Below are 15,848 nucleotides of genomic sequence, written 5' to 3' on the forward strand. Positions count from 1 at the left end.
ATTAAATCATACTTTTTTACTAAAAAGTGGTATGATAAAGGAGTAGTAGCAGAAAAGGAGTGATGCAAATTGACTGTTAAAAAATTGGAAAGTAGCAATAACCATGAATTTATTGCAGAAGAAGTAACTATACTAAAAGAGACCTTGGAATCAATCACACGACACATGATTGGTGATGAAGCTTTTTCAAAGATTGAAAAGATCCTAAGTATTTCTGAAAAACAGGATTATATTCATTTAGAAAAAATTATTGGACAATTAAGCAATGATGAAATGGTTATTATTTCACGCTATTTCACCATTTTACCTCTACTGATAAATATTTCAGAAGATGTCGATCTTGCCTATGAAATCAATTACCAAAATAACACCAATAGTGATTACCTTGGTAAATTATCACAAACGATTACGGATGTGGCAGAGCATCAAAAAGCCCAAGAAATCTTAGAACATGTCAATGTTGTCCCTGTTTTAACAGCTCACCCAACACAAGTACAACGTAAAACCGTTTTAGAACTAACCAATAAAATTCATGACCTCTTACGTACCTATCGTGATGTAAAAGCTGGCGTTGTTAATAAGGATAAATGGTTAAGTGACTTACGTCGTTATATTGAAATCATCATGGAAACAGATATTATCCGTGAGAAAAAATTAAAAGTAAAAAACGAAATTACAAATGTTATGGCTTATTACAATTCATCATTGATTGAAGCTATCACCACCTTAACTAGTAATTATAAAGCACTGGCTAAGGAAAAAGGACTTGATTTAAGCAATCCAAAACCAATCACAATGGGTATGTGGATTGGTGGCGACCGCGATGGCAATCCTTTTGTAACAGCCGATACTTTAAGGTTATCAGCTACGCTGCAAAGTGAAGTTATTTTAAACTATTACATTGAAAAATTAACAAGTTTGTATCGAAGCTTCTCGTTATCATCAACTTTGACTAAAACCAGTCCAGAAGTGGAAGAATTAGCTCGTTTGTCTAATGATAAGTCTATTTATCGAGAAAATGAACCGTATCGTAAAGCATTCCATTATATTCAATCACGTGTCATTCAAACCATGTTAAGTTTGAGTCACAATACTGATCAACAGCCTCTAGGTCAATTCAGAAACCTAGCAGATGGGGTAACTGAATCAAATACTTCAGTAATTGCTGATTATGTTCAATCGCGCATCGATATCTTATCTGATGACATTAAAGAAAATCGTGTTCCAGTATACTCAACCGCGGAAGAATTCAAAGTAGATTTGCTTCTTATTGAATCTTCTTTGATTGAAAATGGTGACGGGTCACTCATTGGTGGTGACTTGAATGAGTTAATCCAAGCTGTTGACATCTTTGGTTTCTTCTTAGCTAGTATAGATATGCGTCAGGATTCTAGTGTACAAGAAGCTTGTGTTGCTGAACTATTAGAATCTGCAAATATTTGTCAAAACTACAGTGACTTGTCTGAAACTGACAAATGTCAATTGTTGCTTAAACAATTAACTGAAGATCCGAGAACACTATCTTCAACTAATAGTGCCAAATCAGAGTTATTAGAAAAAGAATTGGCTATCTATCAAACAGCCCGTTATTTAAAAGATAAATTGGGTGAAGAAGTTATCAAACAACATATCATTTCACATACAGAAAGTGTTTCAGATATGTTTGAATTGGCGATTATGTTGAAAGAAGTTGGGTTAGTTGATAAAGATAGTGCCCGGGTTCAAATTGTTCCTCTTTTCGAGACAATTGAAGACTTAGATAATTCTAACGCCATTATGCAAGAATTTTTAAGTTATCCGATTGTTAAAAACTGGATAGCTTCTAAAGATAACTATCAAGAAATTATGCTTGGGTATTCCGACAGTAATAAAGATGGGGGCTACCTATCGTCCGGATGGACCCTTTATAAAGCACAAAATGAATTAACCCAAATTGGGCAAGACCATGGCATTAAGATAACCTTCTTCCATGGTCGTGGTGGAACTGTTGGTCGTGGTGGTGGTCCTTCATATGATGCCATAACATCACAGCCTTTTGGTTCTATCAAGGATCGGATTCGTTTGACTGAGCAAGGTGAAATTATTGAAAACAAATATGGCAATAAAGACGTTGCCTATTATAATTTAGAAATGTTAATTTCAGCATCAATCAACCGGATGGTCACAAAAATGATTACCAATTCTTCTGATATAGATGAATATCGTTCTCGCATGGATGGCATTGTTGATTATAGTAATCAGGTTTATCGTGAGTTGGTTTTTGATAATCCTCATTTTTATGACTATTTCTTTGAAGCAAGTCCAATTAAAGAAGTATCAAGTTTAAATATTGGATCACGTCCAGCTGCTCGTAAAACAATTACTGAAATCACTGGGCTTCGCGCGATTCCTTGGGTCTTCTCTTGGTCTCAAAACCGAATCATGTTTCCTGGCTGGTACGGTGTAGGTTCAGCCTTTAAACACTATATTGATCAAGAAGATGGTAATTTAGCTAAGTTACAAGACATGTATGAAAATTGGCCATTTTTCCATTCACTTTTATCAAATGTAGACATGGTCTTATCAAAATCAAACATGAACATTGCTTTCCAATATGCCCAACTAGCAGAAAAAGAGGAAGTAAGGGATGTTTACCATGCAATTCTTGATGAGTGGCAATTAACCAAAAATGTTATTTTATCAATTGAACAGCATGAAGATTTATTAGAAGATAATCCTTCTCTTAAACACAGTTTAGATTTCCGTTTACCATACTTCAATGTTTTGAATTATATCCAAATTGAATTAATTAAACGTCTTCGTCAAAACCAGTTAGACAAAGATTATGAGAAATTGATTCATACAACAATTAATGGAATTGCTACTGGACTCCGTAATTCAGGCTGATAACTTTAAGTATTTTTAGGAGAACTAGTTATTGTATCGACATTTCAAAACTGTCTGCTAACTAGTTCTTTTTCTCTTTTTTTTGCTTGGGAAAGATGATATAATGCTTAAAGATTATCTGATATAAACAGGGGAAACTATGAAAATTGATAAAAGGCATCTGTTAAATTACTCAATTTTACTGCCTTACTTAATCCTTTCAGTTCTAGGACTGATTATGGTATACTCGACTACGAGTGCGACTTTAATTCAATATAATTTGAGCCCATTTCGCTCAGTTTTAAACCAAGGAGCTTTTTGGCTTTTGTCATTAACGGCGATATCCTTTATATATAAACTCAAACTAAACTTTTTGAATAATTCTAAAGTACTAACTTTAGTTATGATGATTGAAGTATTCTTATTAATTGTGGCTCGTTTCTTTACTAAAGAGGTAAATGGAGCCCATGGTTGGATTGTCTTAGGACCAATTAGTTTTCAGCCAGCGGAATATTTAAAAATTATTATCGTTTGGTATTTAGCCTCAACATTTTCTAGAAGACAAAAAGAAATAGCCACTTATGACTATCAGGCATTAACGAGAAATCGATGGTGGCCAAACCAATTTAGTGACTTAAAGGATTGGCGTGTCTATTCGATGGTGCTAATACTATTGGTAGCTGCTCAGCCCGACTTAGGAAATGCTGCGATTATTGTTTTGACAACAATTATGATGATTTCAGTGAGTGGTATTGGTTATAAGTGGTTCTCAGCTTTGTTAACGCTGATTACAATAACTTCAGCTATCTTCTTAGGTAGTATTTCAGTGATTGGTGTTGAAAGAGTTGCCAGGATTCCAGTATTTGGTTATGTTGCTAAGCGTTTCAGTGCCTTCTTTAACCCCTTCCATGATTTGACGGGTTCAGGACACCAACTTGCTCATTCTTATTATGCCATGAGTAATGGTGGATGGTTTGGCGTTGGTCTTGGTAATTCAATTGAAAAACGTGGCTATCTACCAGAAGCTCAAACTGACTTTGTTTTCTCAATCGTTATTGAGGAACTAGGCTTAATAGGTGCTACCTTAATTCTTGCACTTGTCTTTTTCTTAATATTAAGAATTTTAAATGTTGGTATTAAGGCAAAAAATCCTTTTAACTCAATGATGGCTTTGGGTGTTGGTGGAATGATTTTGATGCAAGTTTTTGTTAACATCGGTGGTATTTCAGGACTAATTCCTTCTACAGGGGTTACATTCCCATTTCTCTCTCAGGGAGGGAATAGTTTGTTAGTCCTCTCGGTAGCCATTGGCTTTGTACTAAATATTGATGCCAGTGAGAAGCGAGATGAGATTATGAAAGAAGCGGAGCTATCATACAGAAGAACCATTCGCAAAGAACAGGCTGACACAAATGTGATTAACTTAAATCAATTTAAATAAAATCTTCCTTAAGGGGGGATTTTTTTGCAGCTAGTTTTGATATTACAACTAAATTAAAGTTGTAGAAAACTTTGAGTAATTCACTTTAAATATTGGTGTGTCAGATAAAATTCAACCTTATCATCATCAAACTAAATAAAGAAAAGGCTATAAACATAAAATACTTGCTTTTTCCTTAGAATTTGCTACAATAGTAAGGTAAAGTTAGACTGTATTGCCTACCGTCTATCTATAAAATATATTTTATTGGAGGCTTTTCCCAAAATGGCAAAAGAAAAATACGATCGTAGTAAACCCCACGTTAACATTGGTACAATCGGACACGTTGACCATGGTAAAACTACTTTAACTGCTGCAATTACAACAGTACTTGCACGTCGCTTACCAAGCTCAGTTAACCAACCTAAAGACTATGCTTCTATCGATGCTGCTCCAGAAGAACGCGAACGCGGAATCACAATCAACACTGCACACGTTGAGTATGAAACTGAATCACGTCACTATGCGCATATCGATGCCCCAGGACACGCGGACTATGTTAAAAACATGATCACTGGTGCTGCCCAAATGGACGGAGCTATCCTTGTAGTTGCTTCAACTGACGGACCAATGCCACAAACTCGTGAGCACATCCTTCTTTCACGTCAGGTTGGTGTTAAACACCTTATCGTCTTCATGAACAAAGTTGACTTAGTTGATGATGAAGAATTGCTTGAATTAGTTGAAATGGAAATTCGTGATCTTCTTACAGAATACGACTTCCCAGGTGATGACCTACCAGTTATCCAAGGTTCAGCTCTTAAAGCTCTTGAAGGCGATACAGCACATGAAGATATCATCATGGAATTGATGAAAATTGTTGATGAATATATTCCAGAACCAGAACGCGACACTGACAAACCATTACTTCTTCCAGTCGAAGATGTTTTCTCAATCACTGGTCGTGGTACAGTAGCTTCAGGACGTATCGACCGTGGTACAGTTCGTGTCAACGATGAAATCGAAATCGTTGGTCTTAAAGAAGATACTAAAAAAGCTGTTGTTACTGGTGTTGAAATGTTCCGTAAACAACTTGACGAAGGTCTTGCAGGAGACAACGTAGGTATCCTTCTTCGTGGTGTTCAACGTGACGAAATCGAACGTGGTCAAGTTATTGCTAAACCAGGTTCAATCAACCCACATACTAAATTTAAAGGTGAAGTATATATCCTTTCTAAAGAAGAAGGTGGACGTCATACTCCATTCTTCAACAACTACCGTCCACAATTCTACTTCCGTACTACTGACGTAACAGGTTCTATCGAACTTCCAGCAGGTACAGAAATGGTTATGCCTGGTGATAACGTGGCAATTCAAGTTGAATTGATTCACCCAATCGCCGTAGAACAAGGTACTACATTCTCAATTCGTGAGGGTGGACGTACTGTTGGTTCAGGTATCGTTTCAGAAATCGAAGCTTAATTAAAATTAAGTTCCCAGATTAACAATTATTTGTCAGACAACAATTTAATTGTAAAGAGTCTCTTAGGAGGCTCTTTTTTGTAAATAATATGTTTTCAGAAAATTTCTGAAAAAAACTTGTGAATATATTCCTAAATTCCACTCAAATTCTTTTATTAGATAGTGAAATGTGATAAAATATAATTGTAAATAAAAAAAGAAGAGGTATGTGAAATGTCACGTAAACCATTTATTGCTGGTAACTGGAAAATGAACAAAAATCCTGAAGAAGCTAAAGCTTTTATTGAAGCAGTAGCGTCTAAATTGCCTTCATCAGAATTAGTTGAAGCTGGGATTGCAGCTCCTGCACTTGATTTAGCAACAGTTCTTGAAGCTGCTAAAGGTTCAGAACTTAAGATTGCAGCTCAAAATTCTTATTTTGAAAATACTGGTGCCTTCACTGGTGAAAATAGCCCTAAAGTATTAGCTGAAATGGGTACTGATTATGTTGTTATTGGACATTCAGAACGTCGTGAATATTTCCACGAAACTGACGAAGATATCAATAAAAAAGCAAAAGCAATTTTTGCTAACGGTTTGACTCCGATCATTTGTTGCGGTGAAACACTCGAAACTTATGAAGAAGGTAAAGCAGTTGAATTTGTAGGTGCTCAAGTTTCTAAAGCACTTGCTGGCTTATCTGAAGACCAAGTTTCTTCACTTGTTATTGCTTATGAACCAATCTGGGCTATTGGAACTGGTAAATCTGCAACTCAAGATGATGCTCAAAATATGTGTAAAGCAGTGCGTGATGTCGTTGCGGCTGACTTTGGTCAAGCAGTAGCAGATAAAGTTCGTGTTCAATATGGTGGTTCTGTTAAACCTGAAAACGTTGCATCATATATGGCTTGTCCTGATGTTGATGGCGCTTTAGTAGGTGGAGCATCGCTTGAAGCAGAAAGCTTCTTAGCCTTACTTGATTTCGTAAAATAATTAAAAAACTTCAGTCATCTGACTGGAGCTTTTTTTATTTTCTTCCTAAAATAGTTTTCACAAAGGAAATTGATTTGTGCTTTATTGGATTAGGGTAGTAAGTAAATTTTCCGGGAGCCCGTTCCACATAACCATTGAAGTTCTGTTTAAACCCAAGCACACCATCGCTACCATCAAAGTTTCCTTCAACACCAAGTAAATTATATCGTGGAATTCCTCGATCAATTGCTTCCAACATAGCATATTCTTGTAAGACAGTGGGGGCATAGAATTTATTGAATTCAGTGTAAGAACCACTAAAGAAATAGACTAGCTCTTGTTTGGTAAAAATGAACACAGACCCAGCTAGGATGACATCTTGATTTTGGTATTTTTCTATAAAGTCCTTAGCTTCTTTTTTTCGGACTTCAAAGGTTTGAAATTGACTTGAAATTTCTTTATGTTGGTTTTGTTTTTTTTCGGAATTAGGATTGATTTCTAAATCATGTTCTAATTTATCTAATTTTACACGTAATTTTGCTTGATCTTTTTCTAAATTAGTATGGTATTCTTGAAAATTTAAAGTTGCTACTAAAAATTCTGCATGTTCTCCAAAACTATCAAATAAATATTCATAGTATTCAAGTGATTTGTCATTATAATCACGACGATCTGAAGTAGAAGAAGTGATATCTTTAAAGAGATGTAATTCATCACGTTTCAAAGGACGGATTTTTATTCCAAATGTTTTGGCTTTTTTAACTAATGGTTTACCTTTTTTACTAAAAGACTTTATTAAATCTTTTTCAGTAAGTTGAGATAAATCCTTGATGTAATGCCAGTCAATTGACTCATAACCTTTTGTTAAACCTTCGTGTTTAAAACCAGCTTTTTTAAAAATGTCAGTTATTGAAAAGTTCTCTTCACTGATAGCATTACCATGATCATCAAATTTTTGGAAGACCTCGTATGGTTTTATTTCAAGTTCCATAACCTTCTTTTGTTTAGCAAAAGCACGAAGTTCAACAAGAAAATCGTGTAAGTATTTTTTATCTTCGAAAATTGGGCCATAATGAACTTCCATATGGTTGCCACCAAACATTGGTATTGAATAAATAAGTGCGGCTATTTGTAATTTTCCAGAACTGTCATTTAAACCAAGCAGATCAGTATGATGACCTCGTTTTTCAAGTAGAGATTTCATACTAATAGATTGTTCAAAAAATCGACGATCAACTGAATCAGCAAATTTTTCGAAAATTTCTTCAGTTAAAGTAATTAATGCCATTAGTGTTTGCTCCTTATTTGTTTTCGTAGGTTATAAGCTAACATTGCTGGACCATGGAGTGGACTGACTGGAATATTAAATTCGCCAGCAAATTCTTCTAAGGTCGGATTTAATTTTGACTTAAATTGATATAAACCACCATCCAAGTTGTTTTCGACACCACCCAGATTGTGCCAAGCACAGCCGCGTTTAAATGCTTCCTGGCCAGTTTCATACCAAGTTAAAAGTGCTGCTTGATAATTTCTGAATGTCTCATCCATACCAGCATATAAATTTTCTGAAGTCTTTCCGTAAACAATTGTCAAGGTACCTGCTAAAGGAGCCGTAGTGACACCAGTTTGAATATGCTCATTTAAGAAATTAATCTCACCAGTAAAACGGTCAATCGCATTTTCAGTTTCTTTTATCTTTCCTGGTTTTGTTTTATCAGTAAATTTACTTTTTGCTAACTTAGCTTGTTCCAGTTGATTTGTTAATTCTCGCTGACGTTTCACTAAATCTAAGCTAGTCATTGTGATATAAGAGTCATCTGGGTATGTGTCCATTAGTTTGCGGTAGTAATCAATTCCTCTTAGATTAATTCCTTTGCGGTCTTCGGTTTTCTTCATTAAAGTAGCAAAGTCTTCCAAAAGTTCTGGGCCACCAATGGTTAAATCAATCCCTTTATTTTGAGCAGTACGAATGGCCTGTTTTGTTTTCTTTGGAAGTAATTGAAAATCTGCATTTTTGGCATGAATGTTGGCTTGAATACGAGGTTGGATAGTTTGACCGATATCTCTGGTACGGCCTGTCCACTCGACGCCTAATCTTGTTAAAAACTTAATGAGGGTAATTGTTACTTCATCCTCTTCTTCATTAGTTTCAGGGTCTGTTGTAACCAGGTAACGAGTGAGGAAAAGCGAAGGGTCAAATTTAACAAAAATAGCTCGTTTACTTTTTCCGAATTCTTTTAATGAGGAGATGACAAAATCGACTAATTCATAATCAGTGTAATCCATGATTGGACCACGGGGAATATAAATTAAAGTGAAATTCATCGGCAAGTTCTTGATTAAGAGTGAGGCAGTAGCAACTAATTGGTCATCTTCATAAAAACCGATTCTTTCTGTCGACCAATTTGATTTGATGCCAGCCCAATTAGAACTTTGTAAGAGATTACATTGTTTGTTGTTTAGCAAAAATTCATCATGTTCTTTTTCAGAAATCCCAATTTTATAAGTATACATTAATTTAAAACCCACTCGCGTATAGCATGTGCTACGCCGCTTTCATTATTTGATTTGGTAATATGTTTGGCTATTTTCTTCAATTCTGGGACACCATTTTCCATGACAACAGGATTTGCAACAACTTCCAACATAGCACGGTCATTTTCGGCATCACCAATAGCCATTGTTTGGCTCATATCCAGACCTAGTTTATTAGCTAGATGAATAATAGCATTTCCCTTACTAACAGACTTTGTCATAAATTCTAAATAAAAGGGAGTTGATTTGACGATATTATATTTCTCATAAAAACTATCAGGAATATTTTTTATTGCCTCATCTAAGATTTCTGGTTCATCAATCATCATCATTTTGACAATTTCTCGATTTTGCATTTCTTCAGGAGTTCTGTAGTATATTGGCATGTTAACAAGGGTTGCTTCGTGAACAGTATATTTTCCAATGTTTCTGTTTGCAGTGTATATCCCCTCTTTTGTGATAGCATGCATATGAACCCCAAGTTTTCTACTTAGGAATTCAATATCCAAATAATCTTCGTAAGACATAGTTTCTTTTACGATTTCTGCACCAGTAGCAGCATCTTGAACTAATCCACCATTAAAAGTAATTACATAATCACCTTGATGATTCAAATTTAATTCTTCCAATAGTTGGGTTACCCCAGCAATTGGTCTGCCAGTCGCAATAACGACGTGGACACCTTCTTTCTTAGCATCCTGTACAGCTTGATAGACTTCACTTGTTATTTTGCGATCATCAGTAATGAGTGTGCCATCGATATCAACAGCAACTAGTTTTACAGACATGGAATTCTCCTTGTAATTGTTAAATAATTATATTGTTAAAAAAACATCTACCTTCTATCATACTAAAAATGAATGAATTTGTCATCGAATTGCAAGGCTAAATTGACAAAGAAAACGTTTTAAATTAAAGATTTTTGTCAACATAAAAAAGGACAGACTTGTCCTTTAATTTGGAAATTGGAAATGCTCATTTGCCATATATGATTTGAATTCTTGTTTAATCGGTGCAAATAAATCATCAGTAAATAACATTTCTTTTGGGAAATAGAAGCGGCGATCACCGTAAATGGTACCAGTTAAAGTCTTTACAATAGGTGAAAGCTGTGATAATTCCGAACGAGTGCCATCCTTATGTATCATTTCGATTTGAGTTCTTGGATTTTTTGTTCTTGGTCGATAGATATCATATGGAAGATCAAAATTGACATGAACACCAGTGTAATATTCAGGGTCAAAGCCAACAGCTTCGACTAATTCAGTTAGTTTTTTTAAGTCTTTTTCTGAGTCTTTATCAAATGTTACTGATTTAAATATTTTACGATTTATAAAGCGACTAGCTAAATCGGCTAAAATATCATCAGTACTTGCCATCCAGTTTTGGAAATAAGTATTCATGACACCATCATCAAGTTTCAAATAGTCACTTAGGATGAAATCACCGCTTAAAAAAGGAATTAAACCAGGAGCGGTCTTTTCAAAATAGACTTGATCAGTCAAAAATAATTTTTTAGCTCTTTTTAATAAATTTTGTAAGTTGAGTTCAACACCTCGACTTGCAGGGTGGAAATAGACTTGCATATACATTTGGAAACGACTAACAATATAATCTTCCACGGCATGCATACCATTTTTTTCAAAGACGATACCATCTGAAACTGGTCTAATCACTCGTAAAATGCGCATTAAATCAAATTGGCCGTAGTTTGCTGCAGAGAAATACGAGTCCCTCAGGAGATAATCCATCCGATCACAGTCGATTTGACTTGAAATTAATTGAACGACCTGTTTATTTGGGTAAGTATGATTAATGACACTTGCTACTTTTTCAGGAAACTCCGGAGAAACCCGGATTAATATCTGATTAATTTCTGTATCTGGATTACAAATTATTTCTTGTGTGATTGCCTCATGATCAGTATCAAATAATTTCTCGAAGGTGTGAGAATAAGCACCATGACCAATATCATGGAGTAGCGCAGCTGTCATCGTCAATAGCGATTCTTCGGATTTCCAAACGTCGCTATATCGCTCATCAAAGATTTCTGTAACGCGTCGAGCAATTTCATAAACACCAAGGCAATGTGAAAAACGACTATGTTCTGCACCGTGGAAGGTAAAGGCCGTAGTCGGAACTTGTTTTATACGACGGAGTCTTTGAAATTCTCTAGAATTGACGAGATCATAGATGACTCTTTGGTTGATGTGAATATAGTTATGGACAGGATCTCTGAATACTTTTTCGTTCATAAGTTTATTATAACAAAAATTGCTAAAATACACAGAAATTGGTAAAATAGACTGATTAAAAATTGTTTTAAGAGTAGAAAGATAAGAATGACAATCATAATAAAAAACACAATCAGATACGATAATCAAGTTGAGAAAATAAGAGAAGAGTATCCATGCCAATTTTTAGAAAAAGGGAATCATAATTATCTTATCTATCAGAATGCTGAGGATGAGAAAGTTGTGATTAAATTTAATTCAGAGGAGATGACGATTAGTCGCTTTTCAAAACCACAATCGATCATGAAATTTAAAAATGGTAAACAAGCATTAATTGCTGTGCCAACGCCTGTAGGGATTCAACAATTTCTGACTGATACAAGTTCCTTTACTCTAGATAGCTTACAACAAAAAGTACATATATCTTATAAACTTCTGCAAGAAAGTAGTCAATTAGAATTTGCGGATTACCATTTAGAAATAGAATGGACTTAAAAATGGGAAAAAAGAAAAATAATGGCATGGGCAGTGTTACTGCTGCATTATTAGCTAATCTAGTAGTTGCAATTTCAAAGTTTGTTGCTTTTCTTTTTTCGGGTTCAACAGCGATGATGAATGAGTCGATGCATAGTTTAGTTGACTGTGGAAATCAGGTTCTACTTTTAATTGGTGATAAAAAGTCAAAAAATTTAGCCTCTTCAACCCACCCTTTTGGGGAAACAAGAGCCAAATATTTTTATAGTACAGTTGTGGCAATGATGCTCTTTTTTGGTGGGGGAGCTCTTGGTATTATGGAAGCTATAAAAAAAAATGCTAAGGCAATCACTCCATTGAAAATCCTTATTTAGTTTTAATAGTCCTTGTTTTTGGGGTTATTGTTGAAGGAAGTAGCTTGAGAGTTGCTTTTAAAGAAATCAAAGAATTAAATAATGATAATTTACCAATACTAAAATTTCTTCGGGAAAGTCGTCATAGTGAAATAATAATTGTTTTTGCGGAAGATTTTTGTGCAGTTGTCGGACTTGCAATGGCTTTTATAGGAACAATTTTATCAATGGTAACTCATAATAGCTTCTATGATTCCTTCTCGGGATTACTTATTGGAATTATGCTTTGTCTAGTAGCTGTATTGCTAGCTAAAGAGTTTTATGGTTTATTAATTGGTGAAAGTGTAACAGATACCGATTTGAAAATAATTGAGTCTGCCTTTGAATATCCGGATGTCCAGCGAGTAATTGATATAAAGACTATACATTTAAGTGCTATTGATATTTTGATTACAGCCAAGATTGAATTGACTGAAAATCACATTACTAAGTCATCACACCTTATTAATCAAATTGAGGCAACTATTCGGCAAGGATTAACTGATAAAAAAGCCTATATTTATATAGAATTAGACCAATTCGATGAAAACTACAGTCGTCCCTTTATTTAAAATCATCAGACGATTAGCCCTGTATTTTTGAAAATTACAGGGTTTTCACTTGTTTTTTTCAAAGATTTTTAATATAATAGACGTAATTCAAGGGAGTAGCAGACGGTTTACCGTGGCTTGTGTCGTCAGTACGGAATTTCGATTTCCGGCACAGTCTGAAACAGCGAGACTTGTTTAAGAAATAAACAGGTCTTTTTTTGATACTTTTGAGAGACCAAGGAGGAGACTAATTTGTCGAAGGAACAAAAGAAACAAGCCTTTTACGTAGAGTCAGAGGAATCTGTCTTAAACTTGCTAGAATCCAGCAGAGAAGGTTTAAGTACAGAGCAAGTGGAAACACGTTTAGTAGAATATGGTCGTAATGAATTAGACGAGGGTGAAAAACGAAGTCTATTTATGAAATTCATTGATCAATTCAAGGATTTAATGATTATTATTTTAATCGTTGCCGCAATACTTTCAGTAGTAACTGAAGGTGCAGAAGGTTTAACAGATGCTATTATCATTTTAGCTGTTGTTATCCTAAATGCCGCATTTGGTGTCTACCAAGAAGGTCAAGCTGAAGCTGCTATTGAAGCCCTGAAATCAATGTCAAGTCCAATCGCTCGTGTTCGTCGTAATGGGCATGTCGTAGAAGTTGATTCTAAAGAATTGGTGCCCGGTGATATTGTTCTCTTAGAAGCTGGTGACGTTGTCCCTGCGGATATGAGATTCTTAGAAGCTAATTCGCTTAAGATTGAAGAAGCAGCCCTAACTGGTGAATCTGTACCCGTAGAAAAAGATTTGAATGCTACTGTAGTAGCTGACGCGGGTATTGGTGACCGCGTCAATATGGGTTACCAAAACTCAAACGTGACTTATGGTCGTGGGACAGGTGTTGTTACAAACACTGGTATGTTTACTGAAGTTGGTCATATTGCAGGTATGCTTGCAAATGCTGATGAAACAGATACACCATTAAAACAAAACTTAGATAGTTTATCTAAAATCTTGACATATGCTATCTTGGTTATTGCGGCAGTGACATTTGCCGTTGGTGTATTCATGCGTGGTGAAGGAATGCTTGAAGGTTTAATGACCTCAGTCGCACTTGCGGTTGCAGCTATTCCAGAAGGATTACCTGCAATTGTTACTGTTGTACTTTCCCTTGGTACACAAGTATTAGCCAAACGTAATGCCATTATTCGTAAATTACCAGCAGTTGAAACATTAGGTTCAACCGAAATCATTGCTTCAGATAAAACTGGTACATTGACAATGAACCAAATGACTGTTGAGCAAATTTATACAAATGGTAGTTTACAACATTCAGCTCAAGAAATTCCTGCTGAAAATAATACTCTTCGTGTTATGAATTATGCAAATGACACAAAGATTGACCAAACTGGTAAATTAATTGGTGACCCAACAGAAACAGCTTTAGTACAATATGGATTAGATCATAGTTTTGATGTTCGTGACTATATGATGACTGAACCACGTGTTGCTGAGTTACCATTTGATTCAGATAGAAAATTAATGTCAACAATTCATAAAGAAGCTGATGGCAAATATTTCGTAGCAGTTAAAGGTGCACCTGATCAATTATTAAAACGTGTTACTCAAATTGAGGAAAATGGTCAAGTTCGCCCAATTACTGATCAAGATAAACAAACTATCCTTGATACAAACAAGAGCCTAGCTAAACAAGCTCTTCGTGTCTTGATGATGGCTTACAAGTACACTGAAGCTGTACCAACATTAGAATCAGCTGTCGTTGAATCTGAGTTAGTCTTCTCAGGACTTGTAGGGATGATTGACCCTGAACGTCCAGAAGCTGCAGAAGCTGTTAAGGTTGCTAAAGATGCGGGTATTCGTCCAATTATGATTACTGGTGACCACCAAGACACTGCAGAAGCAATTGCTAAACGTCTAGGAATAATAAATGAAACAGACAATGAAGATCACGTCTTTACTGGAGCTGAACTGAATGAAATTTCTGATGAAGAATTCCAAAAAGTCTTTAAGCAATATTCTGTTTATGCGCGTGTTTCACCGGAACATAAAGTACGTATTGTAAAAGCTTGGCAAAACGAAGGTAAAGTTGTTGCCATGACTGGTGATGGGGTTAATGATGCACCTTCACTTAAAACAGCTGATATTGGTATTGGTATGGGTATTACTGGTACAGAAGTTTCTAAAGGAGCTTCTGACATGGTCCTTGCTGATGATAACTTTGCTACAATTATTGTTGCTGTTGAAGAAGGAAGAAAAGTCTTCTCAAACATTCAAAAAACAATTCAGTACTTGCTCTCAGCAAATATGGCCGAAGTATTTACAATCTTCTTGGCAACATTATTTGGTTGGGATGTATTACAACCAGTACATTTACTTTGGATTAACTTAGTTACAGATACATTACCTGCCATTGCCTTAGGTGTTGAACCAGCAGAACCAGGTGTTATGAAACACAAACCTCGTGGACGTAAATCAAGTTTCTTCGACGGTGGTGTTAAGGAAGCTATCCTTTACCAAGGTGCTTTCCAGACAATGCTTGTTTTAGGAGTTTATGCATTTGCCTTGTTCTTCCCAGAGCATGCTACAAATAAAGAAATTCATGCTGATGCCCTAACAATGGCTTACGTTACTCTTGGACTAATCCAATTGGTACACGCTTATAATGTTAAGTCTGTTTACCAATCAATGTTCAAAGTTGGATTATTTAGGAATAAATTATTTAATTACTCTATTCCAGCTGCCTTCATTATGCTAATGGTGACAGTTGTTGTACCTGGTTTTAATAAATTTTTCCATGTTTCACACCTTAGTATGACTCAATGGTTAGTTGTCATTGCAGGTTCATTATTAATGGTTGTTCTTGTTGAAATTGTAAAAGCTGTTCAACGCGCTATGGGACAAGACGAAAAAGCAATTTAATATATAA

At 35.4% G+C, this 15,848-nt stretch carries 9 protein-coding genes and 2 pseudogenes; 7 read left to right on the plus strand and 4 right to left on the minus strand.

Features of this window, described 5'->3' with window-relative positions:
- The first annotated feature begins 69 nt into the window (after positions 1 to 69).
- The 4 genes from ppc to tpiA all read left to right on the plus strand — a co-directional run bounded on the left by ppc (position 70) and on the right by tpiA (position 6,739).
- Complete coding sequence (gene ppc / locus MKY69_RS03200) at positions 70 to 2,886, plus strand: phosphoenolpyruvate carboxylase (protein ID WP_004234543.1); 2,817 nt, start codon at positions 70 to 72, stop codon at positions 2,884 to 2,886.
- A gap of 139 nt (positions 2,887 to 3,025) precedes the next feature.
- Positions 3,026 to 4,306, plus strand: a complete 1,281-nt coding sequence (gene ftsW / locus MKY69_RS03205) for a cell division peptidoglycan polymerase FtsW (RefSeq protein ID WP_004234541.1) — start codon at positions 3,026 to 3,028, stop codon at positions 4,304 to 4,306.
- Positions 4,307 to 4,570: 264 nt separating this feature from the next.
- Positions 4,571 to 5,767: an elongation factor Tu gene (gene tuf, locus MKY69_RS03210; protein WP_096633765.1), complete on the plus strand. Its 1,197-nt coding sequence runs from the start codon at positions 4,571 to 4,573 to the stop codon at positions 5,765 to 5,767.
- A gap of 213 nt (positions 5,768 to 5,980) precedes the next feature.
- The gene (tpiA, locus tag MKY69_RS03215; protein ID WP_003104880.1) at positions 5,981 to 6,739 is read left to right on the plus strand and encodes a triose-phosphate isomerase; all 759 of its coding nucleotides are present in this window, start codon (positions 5,981 to 5,983) and stop codon (positions 6,737 to 6,739) included.
- Between the two features lie 34 nt (positions 6,740 to 6,773).
- On the opposite strand, the gene MKY69_RS03220 is transcribed toward tpiA, so the two are convergent.
- The 4 genes from MKY69_RS03220 to MKY69_RS03235 all read right to left on the minus strand — a co-directional run bounded on the left by MKY69_RS03220 (position 6,774) and on the right by MKY69_RS03235 (position 11,508).
- Complete coding sequence (locus tag MKY69_RS03220) at positions 6,774 to 8,006, minus strand: aminoacyltransferase (protein WP_003106404.1); 1,233 nt, start codon at positions 8,004 to 8,006, stop codon at positions 6,774 to 6,776.
- Entirely contained in the window at positions 8,006 to 9,232 is a 1,227-nt protein-coding gene (locus tag MKY69_RS03225) for an aminoacyltransferase (protein ID WP_003103860.1), read from the minus strand. The genes MKY69_RS03220 and MKY69_RS03225 overlap by 1 nt, the downstream gene beginning before the upstream one ends.
- Positions 9,232 to 10,041: a sugar-phosphatase gene (gene yidA / locus MKY69_RS03230; protein ID WP_004234537.1), complete on the minus strand. Its 810-nt coding sequence runs from the start codon at positions 10,039 to 10,041 to the stop codon at positions 9,232 to 9,234. The genes MKY69_RS03225 and yidA overlap by 1 nt, the downstream gene beginning before the upstream one ends.
- A gap of 165 nt (positions 10,042 to 10,206) precedes the next feature.
- Positions 10,207 to 11,508 (minus strand): HD domain-containing protein, encoded by a 1,302-nt coding sequence (locus MKY69_RS03235; protein ID WP_013793757.1) that lies wholly within the window; start codon positions 11,506 to 11,508, stop codon positions 10,207 to 10,209.
- Between the two features lie 87 nt (positions 11,509 to 11,595).
- Here MKY69_RS03235 and MKY69_RS03240 point away from each other — a divergent pair, with 87 nt between their 5' ends.
- From MKY69_RS03240 to MKY69_RS03250, 3 genes and pseudogenes are all read left to right on the plus strand, one after another.
- Positions 11,596 to 11,982, plus strand: coding sequence for a DUF1934 domain-containing protein (locus MKY69_RS03240; protein ID WP_003103787.1), 387 nt, complete (start codon positions 11,596 to 11,598; stop codon positions 11,980 to 11,982).
- Between the two features lie 2 nt (positions 11,983 to 11,984).
- Positions 11,985 to 12,925 (plus strand): annotated as a pseudogene (locus MKY69_RS03245) (cation diffusion facilitator family transporter).
- A gap of 228 nt (positions 12,926 to 13,153) precedes the next feature.
- Positions 13,154 to 15,841, plus strand: a pseudogene (locus MKY69_RS03250) (cation-translocating P-type ATPase); the annotation flags it as partial.
- Positions 15,842 to 15,848 lie beyond the last annotated feature (7 nt).

This window comes from Streptococcus sp. FSL R7-0212 (genome assembly GCF_038007985.1).
GTDB lineage: Bacteria > Bacillota > Bacilli > Lactobacillales > Streptococcaceae > Streptococcus > Streptococcus parauberis.